The organism is Pseudomonas sp. TWR2-1-1, assembly GCF_049897045.1.
GTDB lineage: Bacteria > Pseudomonadota > Gammaproteobacteria > Pseudomonadales > Pseudomonadaceae > Aquipseudomonas > Aquipseudomonas versuta.
On the sequence record NZ_JAFCVM010000005.1, the window covers coordinates 1 to 17,793 of the forward strand.

16 protein-coding genes, 1 tRNA gene, 2 rRNA genes and 1 pseudogene are annotated in these 17,793 nt (G+C 57.8%); 16 read left to right on the top strand and 4 right to left on the bottom strand.

Annotation, left to right across the window (positions count from 1 at the left end; all coding sequences use genetic code 11):
• From rrf (ACP7BO_RS13715) to ACP7BO_RS13730, 4 genes and pseudogenes are all read left to right on the top strand, one after another.
• Positions 1–107 (top strand): 5S ribosomal RNA (gene rrf / locus ACP7BO_RS13715); the annotation flags it as partial.
• A 105-nt stretch (positions 108–212) separates the two neighbouring features.
• Positions 213–328: ribosomal RNA gene (gene rrf, locus ACP7BO_RS13720) — 5S ribosomal RNA — on the top strand.
• 311 nt (positions 329–639) lie between these two features.
• Positions 640–1,665: pseudogene (locus tag ACP7BO_RS13725) on the top strand (HAMP domain-containing protein); the annotation flags it as partial.
• A 69-nt stretch (positions 1,666–1,734) separates the two neighbouring features.
• Positions 1,735–2,520, top strand: a complete 786-nt coding sequence (locus ACP7BO_RS13730) for a methyl-accepting chemotaxis protein (protein WP_397457334.1) — start codon at positions 1,735–1,737, stop codon at positions 2,518–2,520.
• 65 nt (positions 2,521–2,585) lie between these two features.
• Here the strand turns inward: ACP7BO_RS13730 and ACP7BO_RS13735 are convergent, their stop codons facing one another.
• Positions 2,586–3,224: a GntR family transcriptional regulator gene (locus tag ACP7BO_RS13735; protein WP_426211394.1), complete on the bottom strand. Its 639-nt coding sequence runs from the start codon at positions 3,222–3,224 to the stop codon at positions 2,586–2,588.
• Between ACP7BO_RS13735 and ACP7BO_RS13740 the strand changes: the two genes are divergently transcribed.
• The 10 genes from ACP7BO_RS13740 to ACP7BO_RS13785 all read left to right on the top strand — a co-directional run bounded on the left by ACP7BO_RS13740 (position 3,208) and on the right by ACP7BO_RS13785 (position 12,909).
• A complete protein-coding gene (locus ACP7BO_RS13740) occupies positions 3,208–3,339 on the top strand; it encodes a hypothetical protein (protein WP_290439346.1) in 132 nt (43 codons plus the stop codon). The two genes, ACP7BO_RS13735 and ACP7BO_RS13740, sit on opposite strands and share 17 nt — an antisense overlap.
• A 218-nt stretch (positions 3,340–3,557) precedes the next feature.
• The gene (locus ACP7BO_RS13745) at positions 3,558–5,135 is read left to right on the top strand and encodes a glycosyltransferase family 39 protein (RefSeq protein ID WP_426210950.1); all 1,578 of its coding nucleotides are present in this window, start codon (positions 3,558–3,560) and stop codon (positions 5,133–5,135) included.
• The gene (locus ACP7BO_RS13750) at positions 5,116–5,367 is read left to right on the top strand and encodes a DUF2789 domain-containing protein (RefSeq protein ID WP_426210951.1); all 252 of its coding nucleotides are present in this window, start codon (positions 5,116–5,118) and stop codon (positions 5,365–5,367) included. The genes ACP7BO_RS13745 and ACP7BO_RS13750 overlap by 20 nt, the downstream gene beginning before the upstream one ends.
• Before the next feature lie 106 nt (positions 5,368–5,473).
• Positions 5,474–5,905, top strand: a complete 432-nt coding sequence (locus ACP7BO_RS13755; RefSeq protein ID WP_060696269.1) for a MarR family winged helix-turn-helix transcriptional regulator — start codon at positions 5,474–5,476, stop codon at positions 5,903–5,905.
• On the top strand, positions 5,902–7,992 hold the full coding sequence (locus tag ACP7BO_RS13760; RefSeq protein WP_426210954.1) for an FUSC family protein: 2,091 nt from the start codon (positions 5,902–5,904) through the stop codon (positions 7,990–7,992). Before ACP7BO_RS13755 ends, ACP7BO_RS13760 begins: the two co-directional genes overlap by 4 nt.
• Positions 7,989–8,198 carry a DUF1656 domain-containing protein gene (locus ACP7BO_RS13765; RefSeq protein ID WP_060696267.1) on the top strand — a complete coding sequence of 70 codons (210 nt, stop codon included), beginning with the start codon at positions 7,989–7,991 and terminating at the stop codon, positions 8,196–8,198. The genes ACP7BO_RS13760 and ACP7BO_RS13765 overlap by 4 nt, the downstream gene beginning before the upstream one ends.
• The gene (locus ACP7BO_RS13770; RefSeq protein ID WP_060696266.1) at positions 8,195–9,097 is read left to right on the top strand and encodes an efflux RND transporter periplasmic adaptor subunit; all 903 of its coding nucleotides are present in this window, start codon (positions 8,195–8,197) and stop codon (positions 9,095–9,097) included. The genes ACP7BO_RS13765 and ACP7BO_RS13770 overlap by 4 nt, the downstream gene beginning before the upstream one ends.
• Positions 9,094–10,539, top strand: coding sequence for an efflux transporter outer membrane subunit (locus tag ACP7BO_RS13775; RefSeq protein WP_426210956.1), 1,446 nt, complete (start codon positions 9,094–9,096; stop codon positions 10,537–10,539). Before ACP7BO_RS13770 ends, ACP7BO_RS13775 begins: the two co-directional genes overlap by 4 nt.
• 108 nt (positions 10,540–10,647) lie before the next feature.
• Complete coding sequence (locus ACP7BO_RS13780; RefSeq protein WP_060696264.1) at positions 10,648–11,283, top strand: hypothetical protein; 636 nt, start codon at positions 10,648–10,650, stop codon at positions 11,281–11,283.
• 141 nt (positions 11,284–11,424) lie between these two features.
• Complete coding sequence (locus ACP7BO_RS13785) at positions 11,425–12,909, top strand: YdgA family protein (RefSeq protein WP_426210958.1); 1,485 nt, start codon at positions 11,425–11,427, stop codon at positions 12,907–12,909.
• An 86-nt stretch (positions 12,910–12,995) separates the two neighbouring features.
• On the opposite strand, the gene ACP7BO_RS13790 is transcribed toward ACP7BO_RS13785, so the two are convergent.
• From ACP7BO_RS13790 to ACP7BO_RS13800, 3 genes are all read right to left on the bottom strand, one after another.
• A complete protein-coding gene (locus ACP7BO_RS13790; RefSeq protein WP_397455252.1) occupies positions 12,996–13,412 on the bottom strand; it encodes a VOC family protein in 417 nt (138 codons plus the stop codon).
• 24 nt (positions 13,413–13,436) lie between these two features.
• Positions 13,437–14,036, bottom strand: coding sequence for a GDP-mannose pyrophosphatase NudK (gene nudK / locus ACP7BO_RS13795; protein WP_060696261.1), 600 nt, complete (start codon positions 14,034–14,036; stop codon positions 13,437–13,439).
• A gap of 397 nt (positions 14,037–14,433) precedes the next feature.
• Positions 14,434–14,510 (bottom strand) — tRNA-Arg (locus ACP7BO_RS13800).
• A 348-nt stretch (positions 14,511–14,858) separates the two neighbouring features.
• Between ACP7BO_RS13800 and gabD the strand changes: the two genes are divergently transcribed.
• The gene (gene gabD / locus ACP7BO_RS13805; RefSeq protein WP_003438213.1) at positions 14,859–16,301 is read left to right on the top strand and encodes an NADP-dependent succinate-semialdehyde dehydrogenase; all 1,443 of its coding nucleotides are present in this window, start codon (positions 14,859–14,861) and stop codon (positions 16,299–16,301) included.
• Positions 16,302–16,476: 175 nt separating this feature from the next.
• Entirely contained in the window at positions 16,477–17,760 is a 1,284-nt protein-coding gene (gene gabT / locus ACP7BO_RS13810; RefSeq protein WP_426210961.1) for a 4-aminobutyrate--2-oxoglutarate transaminase, read from the top strand.
• Positions 17,761–17,793: the final 33 nt, after the last annotated feature.

The following is a 17,793-nucleotide window of genomic DNA, read 5'->3' on the forward strand; positions in this document are numbered from 1 at the left end:
CATAGAGCATTGGAACCACCTGATCCCATCCCGAACTCAGTAGTGAAACGATGCATCGCCGATGGTAGTGTGGGGTTTCCCCATGTGAGAGTAGGTCATCGTCAAGATTAAATTCCAAAATCCCTGTCTGCTCACGCAGACGGGGATTTTGTTTTTATAGAAGTCCCAAGTTTTCGCAGGCACGTTTTGATAACGGATCTGCCACAGAATTTCTTGACGACCATAGAGCATTGGAACCACCTGATCCCATCCCGAACTCAGCAGTGAAACGATGCATCGCCGATGGTAGTGTGGGGTTTCCCCATGTGAGAGTAGGTCATCGTCAAGATTGAATTCCGAAACCCCTGTCTGCTTATGCAGACAGGGGTTTTGTTTTTTGCGCGGCGCAATTCCTCGTGCCTCATCCTTTCGCACCACCCCATCTCCTCCCCCTTAACCATGCCTCGGCCAGCGGGGTCGCTCTTTCGTCGGTTTTTTAAAATAGCCGATACAAGCCGCTAAGTTTTCTTCGATCGGTGCCGACAGCCTGATGAGCAATGCGTGCATTCAGTACAGCTACCAACACGAGCTGTCTGCAGTGCTACACGGAATGTTTCACCCCGCACGCATCCCACCTTTCGGCATAAGAAGTCCCATGCAATGAATCTCAAGTTCAGCCATAAAATTCTTCTGGCCGCTTCAGGCGTCGTGGTTCTGGCGTTTGCGTTGTTCACTTTGTACAACGACTATCTGCAGCGAAATACGATCAACCAAAATATCGATTCGTCGGTACAGCAGGCGGGCAACCTGACAGCCAGCAGCGTCCAGAACTGGTTGAGCGGTCGTATCCTGGTGCTGGAAGGCCTTGCACAAAACGTTGCTTACCAAGGCAGCCAGGCTGACCTTCCCGGGTTGGTCGACCAGCCTGTATTCACGTCGAACTTCCAGTTCACGTATGTCGGTCAAGCCAATGGAGTGTTCACTCAGCGCCCCGATGCCAAAATGCCGGAGGGCTATGATCCGCGAGAGCGCCCTTGGTACAAGCAAGCCGTAAGCGCCGGCAAGACCATGCTCACACCGCCTTACATGGCAGCTGTTGGCGGTTTGATTGTGACCATAGCCATGCCGGTCAAGAAAGACGGTCAACTGCTGGGCGTGGTAGGCGGTGATCTGAGCCTGGACAGCCTGGTGAAAATTATTAACTCGGTGGATTCCGGTGGCTTGGGTTACGCATTTTTGGTCAGCGGTGATGGCCAGGTCATCGTCAGCCCGGATAAAGATCAGGTCATGAAAAACCTGAAGGACATCTACCCGTCCAGCGCTCTGAAAATCCAGAAGGGTATTCAAGAAGTGCAGCTCAATGGCCAGGAGCGGATTATCTCCTTCACCCCGGTAACGGGTTTGCCATCGGCAGACTGGTACATCGGCCAGTCGCTGGACAAAGAAAAGGCTTACGCCCCTCTATCTAAATTCCGCACCTCGGCGTTGATCGCCATGTTTATTGCAGTAGCAGCGATTGCTCTGCTTTTGAGCTTGTTGATCCAGGTACTGATGCGCCCGCTCACCACCATGGGGCGTGCCATGCAGGATATTGCCCAAGGTGAAGGCGACTTGACCCGGCGTCTGGTGATTGAAAACAAGGATGAGTTTGGCGAGTTGGCCAGCTCATTCAACCAGTTTGTAGAGCGTATTCACGCGTCGATCAGCGAAGTGTCCTCGGCGACTCGTCAGGTTCATGACTTATCCGAGCGCGTCATGGCATCGTCCAACGCGTCAATTATCGGCTCCGATGAACAAAGTGCGCGCACCAACAGCGTTGCGGCCGCCATCAACGAGCTGGGTGCCGCCACTCAGGAGATCGCGCGAAACGCTGCCGATGCTTCGCAACACGCCAGCGGTGCCAGCGAGCAGGCAGACGATGGCCGAAAAGTCGTTGAGCAGACTATCCAGGCGATGACTGAGCTATCACGCAAGATCAGTGTGTCGTGTGAGCAAATCGAAACCCTGAATGCCAGTACCGACAACATTGGGCACATTCTTGATGTGATCAAAGGGATCTCCCAGCAAACCAACCTGTTGGCCCTCAACGCGGCCATTGAGGCGGCGCGTGCGGGCGAAGCGGGTCGCGGCTTTGCCGTGGTGGCGGATGAAGTGCGCAACCTCGCTCACCGCACTCAGGAGTCGGCAGAGGAAATCCATAAAATGATTACTTCGCTGCAAGTGGGTTCCCGCGAAGCGGTCAGCACCATGAATGCCAGCCAGATTTCCAGTGAGGACAGTGTAGAGGTGGCCAACCAGGCCGGTGCGCGTTTGATCAGCGTGACCCAGCGCATCGAAGAAATTGACGGCATGAACCAGTCGGTTGCCGCTGCCACCGAAGAACAAACCGCCGTGGTTGAAACCCTGAACGTGGACATCAACCAGATCAACCTGCTGAACCAGCAAGGCGTGGTTAATCTCAACGAAACCCTCAAGGACTGCGATGCCCTTTCGCAGCAAGCCAGCCGCCTCAAGCAGTTGGTCGACAGCTTTAAGATCTGATGTACGCACGCGCAGGGAGCCATTGCTCCCCTGCGCTCACCCAAACAGCCCTGGCGTTTCTGACGTCAGGGCTGTTTGGGTTTTTGGCTGTCCAGATAGTGGGTAATGGCGTTTACCCCGCGTTGCAGATGACGCTCCAGCTCGTTGATACACGCCTCGATATCTCTGGAGCGGGCATGGCGCAGCAAAGCCCGGTGATCATCCTGACAGAGCTTTCCCAGGTTCATCTGCTCAAAGTTGAAGCGCAGAAAGCGTTCCTCTTCAATAAGCCCTGCATCAATCAACGCCAGCAACTTCTTATTAGGTGCCTTGCAGTAAAGCGTCTGATGAAATTGCCGATTGAGAGTGCCTGTCCTGCTCAAATCCGTCTCGGCTTCGAGGGCCTCGATGTATCCGGCTGCAGTCTCAAAATCTGCCTCGGTCAGCAGCGGCAGGGACAGACGCAAGGCTTGAGCCTCAAGCAACAAACGAAGCTCATACGTTTGCAGCGCGTCGTCTTCAATCAAAGGGGCGACCACCGCTCCCTTATGCTGCACCACTTGCAGTAAACCCTGGGCCTCAAGCTGACGCAGTGCTTCGCGAACGGGCATGCGACTGACACCGAATAAACTCGCCAAAGCCTGTTGCCGAATAGCGGTGCCACACGGCAACCGGCCATCGAGAATAGCGTTGCGCAAGGACTCCTCAATGACCGATCTGGCCAAATGGGCAGGTATGGGGCCGGATACTTCGATGCTGCTTAAAGGATTGTTTTTGACAGCCACGTTGGTGTTACCTACGGCGGTTCAGGACGTTAATTTGGATCCAATTAAAAGCTAGGTACTGACCTGATCCTTGTCAAACCATGTTACGAGTTAGTTTAGCGCGACTGCGAGTGGGTGATTTCATTGTGCCAGTTTCTTTTCTTGTATCAGGCCCCACCACACGCCTGCCCCTTGCCCTACAATCGCCGGAGTTCCAGCTGCCCACGTGCAGCCTCAATACGCAGTTGCAGGTGAAGGATGGGCGTACTCAGTAATAAAGGTGTGGACCAAACAATGCTTCACGTCCTTGAATCGCCTCACAACCTACTGGCCAGATTGCTTCGTCAGCCGTGGGTATGGGCCATTTTGTTGTTGGCCTGCGCGATGCGCTTCTATGGCTCCACCTCTTCTGCGATCTGGTGTGATGAAGGCTCAAGCCTGATGCTGAGCGATTACTCGTTCGCTGGCATCTGGCTGCACGCCGCACATGATGTGCATCCGCCGTTGTACTTCATGCTGTTGCACGGCTGGATGGCGCTGTTCGGCGACAGCCTGGTGTCGATTCGCACCCTCAGTGTCTTGCCCGGTGCCGCGACTGTGTTGTTGGGCATGTGGCTAGTGCGCCTGATCGCTACCCAAAGAGCCGCGTTGCTGGCCGGCCTGCTTCTGGCGTTGTTACCGACCGCGGTGCGCTATAGCCAGGAAGTGAGGATGTACTCACTCATGGGGTTATGGCTGATAGGGGCGACGATTGCCCTGGTTTACTGGGTTAAAGCACCGCATAAAAACCGCTACCCGGTTATCTACAGCGTGCTGATGGCGGCGGCGTTTTATACCCATTACTTCACAGCCTTTTGCGTGATCGCCCACTGGCTGTACCTGTTGTTGAGCGTGCGCAGTACCGGTGGGTTGATCAAACGCCCTGCGTGGTGGCTTGCCAATACCTGCATCTTGCTCTTGTTCCTGCCCTGGCTACCGGGGCTGTTAAACCTGATGCAACACATGGATGAACTCAAGAGCGGGGGAGATGTGGGCTGGGAGCCTGCGGTCGATGCCCGCTCTCTGCCGGCCATGACATGGCAGCTTCTGATTCAGGACGAAGGCGACAACCTTCCCTGGCCATTGTTCTGGCTGGGCCCGATTGCGCTGTTTGCCGCGGCGGTATGGATGGCTGTGCGCGATTCAACGCCGCACAGATTCACGCGGCTGATCGTGATCTACACCCTGCTGCCGATCCTGGCCATTTACGCCATCTCGTTTGTCTCGCCGCTGTTCATCGAGCGCTATGTGATGTTTGCTGCGCTGGGCTTGCCGCTGATTGTTGCGCTAGCGGTCGATCGTTTGTTCAAACACCGGCGAGCATTGGCCATCATGCTGCTGACGCTGTTTGTCGGTACCGAGATGGCGGGTTTACGCAGCAACTTCACCAGCGATGCCGATCATTTCGACCGTTTGGTTGAACACGTTAATCAGCAGTTTTTGCCGGGCGACCGAATTGTCGTCAGTGACCTGTTCTGGTACTTCAGCTACGTCTATTACAACAAGACCGGTTCTGTACCCATGCTCTACACGCCGCCGCTGGAGGATGGTTCATCAGGGCGGCCGAACAATTACGGTTTTGGCACGCTGGTGAACGCCAATGGCGCAAAAATCTACGTCGACCATCTGACGGATCTGCCTGCGGGTACGGGGCGTATCTGGTTAATCAGCAGCAAGGTGCAACCGGACGACTTTGCCCCGATTCCGCCGGGTTGGTACAAAGCTCAGGACTTAACCGTCGATGACACGCAGGCTCGACTATATTTGACCTGCGCGGGCGCCGCATGCGTCCACCCTGACCGGAGTCTCTCTGATGCAAGCACCCACCCATAGCCTTCCCTCATTGTTCAAGCAGCTGGGCCTGCCGTCCGAGCCTGCAGATATAGAGAAATTTGTCTCTTCGCACTCACCGCTCAAACCGGAGCTGAAGTTACACGAGGCGTTTTTCTGGACGCCGGCCCAGGCGGCTTTCTTGCGCGATGAAATAAATGAAGATGCCGACTGGGCAGAGGTCGTCGATCAATTGAATCTGATGCTGCGCACAAAACCGGTCACCGGTAAGTAGAATTAAATTGCAACACTTGACTGAGAGCAATTGCCCGCGCAATATTAATAGTTAGCAAACTAACATTATGTGATGCCTCTTGCCTGACACTCTCGATTTACTCCAAATGAGCATCAGCACCGGTATGGTGGTTGCGACTCGCCACTGGCGTCGCGTCTGCCAGGCCACGCTGGTCAACTACGGAATTTCCGAAGCCTGCGCCATGCCGCTGCTGATTATTGGCCGTCTGGGAGAAGGCGTGCGCCAGGTCACCGTGGCTCAGGCCGCCGGGATGGAAAGCCCGTCACTGGTGCGCTTGCTGGATCAGATGTGCAAGGCCGGGTACGTGCTGCGTCATGAAGACGCCAGCGATCGCCGGGCAAAAACCCTGAGCCTGACTGACACCGGGCGTTCGTTGGTACAGTCGATTGAGGCGCAGCTTGTACAGCTCAGGCGTACAGCGCTGGCGGGGGTTTCAGTGGCAGACCAGGAAGCCGCATTGCGCGTAATCAAGGCTTTCGAGGCCGCCGGCCAATTGCCTGATGGAGCCGCTTCTTGAACGGTTTTTTCAGCAGTATGCCGCCCGCCCGCGACTGGTTCTATGGCGTGCGCACCTTTGCCGCCTCAATGATTGCCTTGTATATCGCCCTGTTAATGGAAATGCCCCGTCCCTATTGGGCTATGGCCACGGTCTACATCGTCTCCAGCCCCTTCGTCGGCCCCACCAGTTCTAAAGCCGTCTACCGTGCCCTGGGCACATTGCTGGGGGCTGCGGCGGCCGTGTTCTTTGTGCCGCTGTTTGTCCAGACCCCGTTTTTACTGGTGCTGGTGATCGCGCTCTGGACTGGCATTCTGCTGTTTCTGTCGCTGCACCTGCGCACGGCCAACAGCTACATCTTCATGCTTGCTGGCTACACCATGCCCATGATTGCGTTGCCCATTGTGGACAACCCGCTCAACGTATTCGACATCGCTGTCTCGCGTACCGAAGAAATCATGCTCGGAATTGTCTGCGCCGCAGTGGTGGGCAGCATGTTCTGGCCCCGGCGTCTGGCGCCGGTATTTGTCGGCTCGGCTGCCAAGTGGTTTGACGATGCGGCCAACTACAGCAAGCACTTTCTGGCCCGCGACGTGGAGCCGAGCAAAGCCAGCGGCCTGCGCTCATCCATGGTGGCGACCTTCAACAGTCTGGAACTGATGATCGGTCAACTGCCCCACGAAGGTGCTTTGCCGCAGACCGTACGCAACACCAAAGAACTACGCGGGCGCATGATTAACCTGCTGCCGGTGGTAGACGCGCTGGACGATGCACTTTATGCCCTGGAGCGTCGCACCCCCGAGCAGGTGGACAAAATAATGCCCCTGCTCGCGAAAACCCGGGACTGGCTCGACAGCACGCGCGAAGGTGCCCCGGTCGAGACCTGGAAGGCCTTGCGCCATGAGCTCGAACTCCTGCAGCCCAGTGCAGAGGCGCTGGATGACCGACGCCATCTGGTGTTCTCCAATGCGCTCTATCGGCTGGGCGAGTGGATCGATTTGTGGCAAGACTGCCGCAGTCTGCAACAGGCGATTGCAACCGGCAGCCAGGATCCCTGGCGCGCGGTTTACCGGCATTGGCGCCTGGGCCGCCTGACCCCCTTTCTCGATCGCGGGCTGATGCTTTACTCCGCATTTTCCACGGTCACTGCGATTGTCGTTGCCTGTGTGTTGTGGATCCTGCTCGGCTGGACCGACGGCGCCAGCGCCGTGATTCTGGCGGCCGTGGCCTGTAGTTTTTTTGCCTCGATGGACGACCCGGCCCCGCAGATCTACCGGTTCTTTTTCTGGACCTCGCTGTCGGTGTTGTTCGCCAGCCTGTACCTGTTTGTGATCCTGCCCAACCTGCACGATTTTCCGATGCTGGTGCTGGCTTTCGCGGTGCCCTTTATCTGTGTCGGCACACTGACAGTGCAACCGCGTTTTTATCTGGGGACCTTGCTGACCATCGTCAACACCGCCTCATTTATCAGCATTCAGGGTGCCTACGACGCAGATTTCATGATGTTCATCAACGCGAACCTGGCCGGTCCCATCGGCCTGCTGTTTGCCTTCGTCTGGACCCTGATAGCCCGCCCGTTCGGTGCCGAGCTGGCGTCCAAACGTCTGACGCGTTTCAGCTGGGGCGATATCGTCTCGCTGACCCAGCCGGCCACCCTGGCCGAGCACCGGCACATGGGCGCGCAAATGCTTGATCGCCTGATGCAGCACTTGCCGCGTCTGGCGATGACCGGGCAGGACACCGGCAGTGCCCTGCGAGACTTGCGAGTTGCACTTAATCTCCTGGATTTGCTGGCCTATTCGCCACGGGTAACCGGCGAGCGGCAACGCTTGCTACGCCAGGTGGTCAGTGAAGTGGGTGAATACTTCAGTGCCTGCCTCAAGGCCGGTGAGCGTCTGCCAATACCCAATGGCCTGCAAATGACCATGGACCGCACCCGTCGCGCGCTGAACGTGCATGACCTGCAAGACGAGGGCGAAGCGCGGGTGCACCTGCTCCACGCCTTGAGCGGCTTGCGCTTGTCCCTGTTACCGGGTGTGGAGTTCATCGTTGATGAACACGACATGCCACAGTCCCATGCCCATGGCATTGACGGAGCGCCGCTATGATCGGTGACGTAGATATCAGCGGTGTGTTTCTGCCCACGCTTCTGGTGTTGATGGGTATTACGTACTTACTGTTTTTGCTGGTTCACGCGCTACTTACGCGCGTGCACTTTTACCGCCTGGTCTGGCACCGGGCTTTATTCAACGTCGGTCTCTACGCTTTGCTACTCGGCGTTGTGGATTCGTTTAGTCGATATCTAATGACATGAAAAAACCTTTATTGACCCTGGGCCGTGTCGTTCTCACCTTGTTGGTGGTGGCGTTTGCCTGCGTCGTGGTCTGGCGCATGACCATGTATTACATGTTTGCCCCCTGGACCCGCGACGGACATATCCGCGCCGATGTGGTGCAAATTGCCCCCGACGTGTCGGGCCTGATCAAGCAAGTGGATGTGCGTGACAACCAGCCGGTCACCCGTGACCAGGTGTTGTTCATCATCGATCAGGATCGTTTCCGGCTGGCCTTGCGCCAGGCCCAGGCGGTGGTTGCCGATCGCAAGGAGACGCTGGCCCAGGCCCAGCGCGAAAGCAAACGTAACCGGGGGTTGGGCAATCTGGTTGCCCGCGAGCAGCTGGAAGAAAGCCAGTCGCGAGAACTGCGCGCGCAGTCAGCACTGACTGAAGCCGAAGTCGCCGTCGACAGCGCCCAGCTCAACCTGGATCGCACCGTTGTGCGCAGCCCGGTGGATGGCTACGTCAACGATCGTGCCCCTCGGGTTAATGAGTTCGTCACGGCCGGCAAGCCCGTGCTGTCGATTGTCGACAGCGGCTCGTTCCATATCGACGGCTATTTTGAAGAAACCAAACTGGACGGCATCCATGTCGGCCAGAGCGTTGATATCCGCGTGATCGGCGACAATGCGCGCTTGCGCGGCCATGTCGAAAGCATCGTGGCGGGTATCGAAGACCGCGACCGCACCAGCGGCCAGAACCTGCTGCCCAACGTCAACCCGGCATTCAGCTGGGTGCGCCTGGCACAGCGGATTCCCGTGCGCATCGTGTTTGATGAGGTGCCAGCCGACTTCCGCATGATCGCCGGGCGTACCGCGACCGTATCGATCATCCCGGACTCCCCCAAAGACAAACCTGCGCAGGAGACTGCGCAATGAAAGCTGTCCACCTGGCAGCCGTAGGGCTGGGTTTGCTGCTGTCTGGCTGCCAGATGCTGGGGCCTGATTACCATCTGCCCAAGGATTCGGCCATGCAGCGTCCTGATCTGCAGGGCGAACTGGCGGGTGAGGGCGCGAATGTGGTGTCGGCGCCAGTCCCCACTGACTGGTGGAAGCTGTACCAGGACCCGAAACTGAGCGAGTTAGTGCGCCAGGCCATGGCCTCCAATACAGACCTGCGTGTGGCTGCAGCCAACCTGTCGCGTGCACGGGCTCAAGTTGAGCAGGCGCAGTCGGCAGGTGGATGGAGCGGCTCGGTGAAGGCGGGCGCCCAGCGTCTTCAGGAGTCCGGTGAAGCGTTCCTGCTGACCGATAAGGTCCCGGTGGCCAACGTGGGGGATCTTGGCCTCAGCACCTCGTACCAGTTTGACCTGTGGGGCACATTGCAACGGGGTATCGAAGCGGCGCAGGCCAATGCCGATGCCACCCAGGCAGCGGCTGATACGGCCCGTATCACTGTGGTTGCCGACGTGGTGCGCGCCTATACGCAAGTCTGTGCGGCCAACGAAGAGCAGCATATCGCTGAAGAGTCGCTGCAACTGCAATCGCAAAGTACCCAGCTGACTCAGCGTCTGCGCGATGCCGGCCGGGGCGACGAAACGGAGGTTACGCGTTCCGAAACCCAGTTCAGATCATTGCGCGCCGAACTTCCGCGTTACCAGGCACTGCGTCAGGCCGGGTTGTTCCGCCTGTCGATGCTGCTTGCCAAACCTCTCGACCAACTGCCTGCCGGCGTTGCCAGCTGCGCAGAACTGCCGCACATCGCCCAACTGTTGCCCGTGGGCGACGGTGCGGCGCTGCTCAAGCGTCGCCCGGACGTACGTCAGGCTGAACGTCATCTGGCAGCCGCAACTGCCCAGATCGGTGTCGCTACCGGCTCGCTGTATCCGGACATCAGCATTGGCGCGACTGTCGGTACCGTGGGCCTGCTGGAAAACCTGGGCACTGCGCCGACCAACCGCTGGGGCTTTGGCCCGCTGCTGAGCTGGACCATCCCGACCAACGGCTCGCGGGCCCGGATTCGTGAGGCCGAGGCAGTGACCCAAGGCGCGCTGGCCAAATTTGACGGTGTGGTGCTTAACGCCATCCGCGAAACCCAGACCAGCCTCGTGCAATACACCGCCTTGCTTGAGCGTCGTGATGCCCTGGCCCTGGCAGGCGACTCGGCTAAAACAGCTGCCGAGCAAACCCACCAGTTCTTCCAGGCTGGGCGTGAATCATTCCTTGCCGACCTGCAGGCCACGCGTACTTACACCGATGTGAGAGCGCAACTGGCGGCTGCCAATACCCAGGTTGCCATGAGCCAGATCGACTTGTTCCTGGCCCTGGGCGGCGGCTGGGAAAATGCACAGGCGCAAGCCCCGGAACACGCGAAACCCTGACAGCGTTGCTATGCTCTGAAGTAGCGGTTTCGCAACGATGGTTCAGGGCGTTAGCGGGTCTCAAGTCCTTCCCCATCGCGCAGGCAGTGCTTGATGGGAATACTAATAATGAAAAATCCATATGCTCCCGGTTTTTGGTGCGCGGTCGTAGCGCTGGTGCTGCTTTCGGCAACCTACTTCTACGGCATCATGCTGGCGCACCAGATCGACAAGGCCATGATCTTCCTCGACAGCGCCAGTGCCCTGATTGCCGTAATGGCCATCGTGGTAGTGGCCTGGGCGTCCGTACAAACCCGCAAAATCCAGCAGCGGCAAACAGAACGGGGCCTGACGCGCGTGGTGATTTGGGACACCAAAGTCGCGCTGCGCCGCGTCGAGACCGTATTCGATCGCTATTTCTGGGGCAGTTACTGGCAGCCGGGCCGCACCTTCCAGGAGTTCATGGGAGAACTTACCGGTACCCCGCTGGAAAAAAGCCTCGATGCCCTGAAACTACAATGCCTGAAACTCGACAAGGCGCTGGCGTCTGAGGAGCGCGAATGGGTCGACCACGCCCACGCCCTTTCGGATGTAGCGGCGGCCATGGCCCGCGAGCGATATCAGCTGGATTATTCAGATATATCTTTCAACTCCCCGGGAGAAACCTCGGTCGATCACGAACTGGAGGTTCTGGTGTACACCTGGAGCGCCAGCCTCAAGAGTTTCGACCATCAACTCGATGAAATGGAGCTGCGTTACGCCTGACCTGTACCCCCCCCCCTGTTATTGCTTGAATAACAGCGGCCATCCATTCCCGGTGTTAACCTGCAGACACTTTTGGGCCTATGACGGGCTTGCCAAAGACCGCATATCTTTCAACACAACGGACATTGAACGGGTCAATTAATGAATAAACCATTAGGCGTACTGGTAGGGATTGTTGTTATTGCAGGTGCCCTGAACACCGCAGGCGCGTGGTACACCGGCACCAAGATCGAAGATGTGCTCAAGACCTCGATCCAGGAAGCCAACAAGGAGCTGGCGTCTCAGCTGCAAGGCACCACCACCCACGGCACTATCGAACTGGTTTCCCTTGATCGCCACCTCTACAGCAGCACTGCGCACTACCGGGTGAACCTGCAGGATGACTCCGCCGGCCCCGATGCCCAACCGGTAGAGCTGCTGTTTGTGGATAACATCGAACATGGTCCGTTGCCATGGTCGCGCATCAAGACCTTCAAGTGGATGCCAGTGATGGCGACCAGCAACTACGCGCTGGAAAAGACCCCGTTCACTGAGAAATGGTTCGCAGCAGCCAAGGACCAGTCGCCGCTCAAAGGGCAGGTGACTCTGGGCTACAACCGCTCGGTAGACGGGCACATGGAACTGCTGCCGCTTGAGGCCACCATTGATGAGAACTCCAATGTCAGCTTCTCCGGGCTGACCATGGATGGCCAGACCGATGCCGAGGGTAAAAACCTCAAGGCCAAAGGCTACATGGACCATCTGGTTCTTCAGGCCGCCACGCCCGGGCAACCGCCGGTTCGCGTCGAGCTCAATGGTCTGACCCTGGCCAGCGACCTGACTAAAAGCGCCTATGGCTTCTACCTGGGCCAGAATATTCTGGAGCTGAGCGAGGGCCAGTTGACCTTTGGCGAACGCCAATCTGTGGCCAAGATCAAAAACTTCGAATACGCAGGTTCGGCTTCAGCCAATGGCAGCCTGATGTCGGGACGCCTGTCCTACACCGTGGGCGACATCACACTGGACGACAAGCCAGTGGGCAGCGCGCAAATGGTCATGACCGCCAGCAGCCTGGACATCCCGGCCATGCAGTCGTTGTTGCAGATCTATCAAACCAAATTCCAGCCTCAAGCCGACGGCACAATGCCTGTGGCGCAGCTGACCCCGGCAGAACAAGCGCAGATGCAAGCCGACGTTGAAAAACTGCTGGCGGCCAAGCCACAGCTGGCGCTGGAAAAACTCACGCTCAAAACCACCAATGGCGAAAGCCAGTTCAACGTGGCCGTGAGCCTGGCTCAGCCGACTTCGTTTGAGCAACCGCCGGTCGAAGTCACCAAGCAAATGCTGACCTCGCTGGATGCCAAGCTGCAGCTGTCCAAACCCATGATCGCCGACTTGTCCGCTGTACAGGCGCAACTGGCTGGCCAGACCGACCCGCAAACCATCGAGAAGATGGCCAGCGCTAACAGCGAAATGGCTGGCGTCATGGCGGTACAGACCGGTCTGGCAAAAGTGGATGGCAACAACATCCTGGCATCGCTCAACTACGCCGCAGGGGAAGTGGACTTCAATGGTCAAAAAATGACCCTCGAAGACTTCATCAACGTGATGGTGACCCGCTTTGGCGCTGGTCCCGACCGCCTGTAAACGCTGCAAATCGTAGGAGCGAGCTTGCTCGCGATCTTTTCTTAACAGATCGCGAGCAAGCTGGCTCCTACAGAACAAAAGTGCAGTTATTGCTGTTGAGTTGCCATTGATCTGGCAAACACAAAGCACAACTTGTTGCCTTCAGGATCACGGCAATAGGCGCCGTAATAATCGTCGCCATATTGTGGCCGCTTGCCCGGAGCGCCCTCATCCGTGCCGCCGAGCCGCAAGGCCGTGAGCCAAGCGGCTTCTACCTGCTCAATCGAGTGCGCGGCAAAACTCACCTGCACGCCATTGCCCCACGTCGCGGGCAAACCATTGATCGGCGTCTGAATATAAAACTGTGGCCAGTAAAGCCCGGGGCGCTGCCAGCCCGCTCCCGCAGGCCCGCTGTCTTCATCATCATGGACAATGCGCACCAGGCCCAGAGTGGCCAGCACCGCATCATAAAAGACCGCCAGCGCCGGCACATCGCGTGCCCCGATCTGGATATGGCTATACATAAGCAACCTCCCGAAGTGCGAAAATCAGCAGTCCATCAGCCCCTGCAGCTTCGCGTACTGCAAGAGCATGATGGTCTTGCCGTCCTTGATCTCTCCGGTGTCGATCATGGCCAGCGCTTCGTCCAGAGGCAACTCCAGAACTTCGATCTCCTCGCCCTCGGCTTCAAGGCCTCCACCCTCGCTGACCTTGTCCTGGTCAGAGTATTCCCCGACAAAGAAGTGCAGGCGCTCGGTAACTGAACCGGGGCTCATGAACGCTTCAAAAACCTTACGCACGTTTTCAATGCGATAGCCGGTTTCCTCTTCAGTCTCCTTGCGGATACAGGTGTGCGGATCATCCTGGTCCAGCAGCCCTGCACAGGTCTCGATCAGAAGGCCGTCATGCTCGTTGACGTAGGCGGGAAAGCGGAATTGACGGGTCAGCACCACCGTCTTTTTCACTGTGCTGTACAGCAGGATCGTGGCGCCGTTACCGCGGTCATAGGTCTCGCGCGACATAGTTCGCCAGATACCGTCCCGGCCCTGGAAGTCGAAGGTGGTCTTGCGCAGCACGTACCAGTTATCCGACAGCACTTCTACTTGCCTGATCCGCACACGATCCTTGGTGGGCGTGGCTTGCTTCATGATTTCACTCCATGTTTTGTACGATTGAGGCTGCTGGCGCGCGGCTTCAGCAGGGCCGGGGAACGATAAGACTGAACCGCCTCGACGGCAATGTCCGGAGCAGGCTATCTACAGCCGATGCCCCGTGATCGTACATGTCTGGTATCGCGATCAGGCGTGCAGCAGTTTTTGTGCCTGTCGGGGCTTTGATGGCCGGGCAGCATTGGGCCGGAGCATCATTACCTGAACAACTCTTTCGGGCTGAGGTTCGATGAAATCACTGTGCCGAGCCCGATCAAAATCGACCTCTAAGGGCCGCCACAGGATGAGGGGGGGCAGGCAGAAACGACAAAGCCCGCACAGGGCGGGCTTTGTCGGATGCTTCGTAGGTATCAGGTGACAACTAGAAACATGATTTTGGTGCACCAGGCGGGATTCGAACCCACGACCACTGCCTTCGGAGGGCAGTACTCTATCCAGCTGAGCTACTGGTGCAATGCGGGCGCCATAATACTCATCTGTGTGTCGTCCGTCCATGCTGCTGATTCGTGAGGTGTTTCCTGACGCGTTATGAGCTATTAATGGGGGCCGGGTGAAAAACGGGTGAAAGATGGCCGCTTGTTCTTTTTTTCGAACAGCCTATTGTCCTTTACCCCTATTGACCCTAGGATTCGTTTGAGATTTCAAACGCTCTTGTCTGAGTGCTGAACCGCACGGCAACATTTTTGTGCGTCATTTAGATACTTTGGCAGTGAATGACTTCCTGACGGCAGCCTTCCATGGCGCCTTTCTACTATCAATAATTCGCTCCGCGCCTGCGCGGTGCTGTTAAGGAAAGCCAACATGCAGCTCAAAGACGCACAGTTGTTCCGCCAACAAGCCTACATCGATGGGGCTTGGGTGGATGCGGACGGTGGTCAGACGATCAAGGTCAACAACCCTGCTACCGGTGAAATCATCGGCACTGTGCCAAAAATGGGCGCAGCCGAAACCCGTCGTGCAATTGAAGCCGCCGACAAGGCCTTGCCGGCCTGGCGTGCACTGACCGCCAAAGAGCGTGCAACCAAACTGCGTCGCTGGTTTGAGCTGTTGATTGAAAACCAGGACGACCTCGGTCGCCTGATGACTCTGGAGCAAGGCAAGCCACTGGCCGAAGCCAAGGGCGAAATTGTCTACGCCGCCTCGTTCATCGAGTGGTTCGCTGAAGAAGCCAAGCGTATTTATGGCGACGTGATCCCGGGTCACCAGCCGGACAAGCGCCTGATCGTGATCAAGCAACCTATCGGTGTGACCGCTGCAATCACGCCCTGGAACTTCCCGGCGGCCATGATCACCCGTAAAGCAGGCCCGGCTTTGGCCGCTGGCTGCACGATGGTCATCAAGCCTGCTTCGCAAACTCCGTTCTCGGCCCTGGCTCTGGTTGAGCTGGCGCACCGTGCCGGCATCCCCAAGGGCGTGCTGAGCGTAGTCACCGGCAGCGCCGGCGACATCGGCGGCGAACTGACCAGCAACCCGATCGTGCGCAAGTTGTCCTTCACCGGTTCGACCGAAATCGGTCGTCAACTGATGGCTGAATGCGCCAAGGACATCAAAAAAGTTTCGCTGGAACTGGGCGGCAACGCGCCGTTTATCGTGTTCGACGACGCGGACCTGGATAAGGCCGTCGAAGGCGCGATCATTTCCAAGTACCGCAACAACGGCCAGACCTGCGTCTGTGCCAACCGTCTGTACATTCAGGACTCGGTGTACGACGCGTTCGCTGAAAAACTGAAAGTGGCTGTGGCCAAGCTGAAGATCGGTAACGGTCTGGACGAAGGCACCACCACTGGCCCGCTGATCGATGACAAGGCTGTAGCCAAGGTCAAAGAGCACATTGCCGATGCCCTGAGCAAAGGCGCGACCCTGTTGAGCGGCGGTAACAGCCTGGAAGGCAGCTTCTTCGAGCCGACCATTTTGATCAACGTGCCGAAAAACGCAGCCGTGGCCAAGGAAGAAACCTTCGGTCCGCTGGCGCCACTGTTCCGCTTCAAAGATGAAGCTGAAGTGATCGCGATGGCCAACGACACCGAGTTCGGTCTGGCGTCGTACTTCTATGCCCGTGACCTGAGCCGTGTATTCCGTGTGGCTGAAGCCCTGGAATACGGCATGGTTGGCGTCAACACGGGCCTGATTTCCAACGAAGTCGCACCGTTTGGCGGCATCAAGGCCTCGGGCCTGGGCCGTGAAGGCTCCAAGTACGGCATCGAAGACTACCTGGAAATCAAATATCTCTGCCTGGGCATCTAACCCGGCGGGTGGTTCAGCAGGAGGGGCACGAGAGCGCTGCCCCCTCTGTGTTTCAAATCGTTAATTTCTGTGGCCGGGAACGCCATGCCAGTCGATCATCGCATGCTGGCATTGTTGTCTCCCAGGCGCGTCAGCTTTGAACCACGCCGTTTGATTCGCGGCGAATGAGGACACCATGAGCAACAAGACCAACGCATCCCTGATGAAACGCCGTGAAGCCGCTGTCCCGCGCGGCGTTGGCCAGATTCACCCGATCTTCGCCGAATCGGCGAAGAACGCCACTGTTACTGACGTAGAGGGTCGTGAGTTCATCGACTTCGCGGGCGGTATCGCAGTACTGAATACCGGTCACCTGCACCCGAAAATCATTGCCGCCGTGCAAGAGCAACTGACCAAGCTGACCCACACCTGCTTCCAGGTACTGGCTTACGAGCCGTACGTAGAGCTGTGCGAAAAAATCAACGCGAAGGTACCGGGTAATTTCGACAAGAAAACCCTGCTGGTCACCACCGGTTCCGAAGCGGTCGAGAACGCCGTGAAAATCGCCCGTGCTGCCACTGGCCGTGCCGGCGTGATTGCGTTCACGGGTGCTTACCACGGTCGTACCATGATGACCCTGGGCCTGACCGGCAAAGTCGTCCCTTACTCGGCCGGAATGGGCCTGATGCCAGGCGGTATCTTCCGCGCCCTGTACCCCTGTGAACTGCACGGCATCAGCGTTGACGATTCCATCGCCAGCATTGAGCGCATCTTCAAAAATGACGCAGAGCCTAAAGACATCGCTGCAATCATCATGGAGCCGGTACAGGGCGAAGGTGGTTTCTACGTCGCTCCCAAAGCGTTTATGGCCCGTCTGCGCGAACTGTGCGACAAGCACGGCATCCTGCTGATCGCGGACGAAGTGCAAACCGGCGCTGGCCGTACCGGCACTTTCTTCGCCATGGAACAAATGGGTGTGACTGCCGACCTGACCACGTTCGCCAAATCCATCGCTGGCGGCTTCCCGCTGGCCGGTGTGTGCGGCAAGACCGAGTACATGGACGCTATCGCTCCAGGCGGCCTGGGCGGTACCTACGCCGGTAGCCCGATTGCTTGCGCAGCTGCCCTGGCAGTGCTTGAAGTGTTTGAAGAAGAGCACTTGCTGGATCGCTGCAAGGCAGTCGGCGAGCGCCTGGTTACCGGTCTCAAGGCTATTCAGGCCAAGTACCCGGTCATCGGTGATGTACGGGCATTGGGCGCAATGATCGCAGTCGAGTTGTTCGAAGGCGGTGATTCGCACAAACCAAACGCCGCAGCCGTCGCTCAAATTGTCGCCAAGGCGCGTGACAAGGGTCTGATCCTGTTGTCGTGCGGCCCTTACGGTAACGTGCTGCGCGTTCTGGTGCCGCTGACCTCGCCAGACGAGCAGCTGGACAAAGGCCTGGCCATCATCGAAGAGTGCTTCGCTGAACTGGCTTGAGTCCTGACTCGCAAGTTGTGACTCGATAGACAA

What these genes read in the sequence shown, in the direction of transcription:
- ACP7BO_RS13730 (WP_397457334.1), top strand. Translation starts at nt 1,735, where the DNA reads ATGGCATCGTCCAACGCGTCAATTATCGGCTCCGATGAACAAAGTGCG.
- ACP7BO_RS13790 (WP_397455252.1), bottom strand. Translation starts at nt 13,412, where the DNA reads ATGTATAGCCATATCCAGATCGGGGCACGCGATGTGCCGGCGCTGGCG.
- ACP7BO_RS13745 (WP_426210950.1), top strand. Translation starts at nt 3,558, where the DNA reads ATGCTTCACGTCCTTGAATCGCCTCACAACCTACTGGCCAGATTGCTT.
- gabD (WP_003438213.1), top strand. Translation starts at nt 14,859, where the DNA reads ATGCAGCTCAAAGACGCACAGTTGTTCCGCCAACAAGCCTACATCGAT.
- ACP7BO_RS13755 (WP_060696269.1), top strand. Translation starts at nt 5,474, where the DNA reads ATGAGCATCAGCACCGGTATGGTGGTTGCGACTCGCCACTGGCGTCGC.
- gabT (WP_426210961.1), top strand. Translation starts at nt 16,477, where the DNA reads ATGAGCAACAAGACCAACGCATCCCTGATGAAACGCCGTGAAGCCGCT.
- ACP7BO_RS13750 (WP_426210951.1), top strand. Translation starts at nt 5,116, where the DNA reads ATGCAAGCACCCACCCATAGCCTTCCCTCATTGTTCAAGCAGCTGGGC.
- ACP7BO_RS13740 (WP_290439346.1), top strand. Translation starts at nt 3,208, where the DNA reads ATGACCGATCTGGCCAAATGGGCAGGTATGGGGCCGGATACTTCGATG.
- ACP7BO_RS13775 (WP_426210956.1), top strand. Translation starts at nt 9,094, where the DNA reads ATGAAAGCTGTCCACCTGGCAGCCGTAGGGCTGGGTTTGCTGCTGTCT.
- ACP7BO_RS13780 (WP_060696264.1), top strand. Translation starts at nt 10,648, where the DNA reads ATGAAAAATCCATATGCTCCCGGTTTTTGGTGCGCGGTCGTAGCGCTG.
- nudK (WP_060696261.1), bottom strand. Translation starts at nt 14,036, where the DNA reads ATGAAGCAAGCCACGCCCACCAAGGATCGTGTGCGGATCAGGCAAGTA.
- ACP7BO_RS13765 (WP_060696267.1), top strand. Translation starts at nt 7,989, where the DNA reads ATGATCGGTGACGTAGATATCAGCGGTGTGTTTCTGCCCACGCTTCTG.
- ACP7BO_RS13785 (WP_426210958.1), top strand. Translation starts at nt 11,425, where the DNA reads ATGAATAAACCATTAGGCGTACTGGTAGGGATTGTTGTTATTGCAGGT.
- ACP7BO_RS13770 (WP_060696266.1), top strand. Translation starts at nt 8,195, where the DNA reads ATGAAAAAACCTTTATTGACCCTGGGCCGTGTCGTTCTCACCTTGTTG.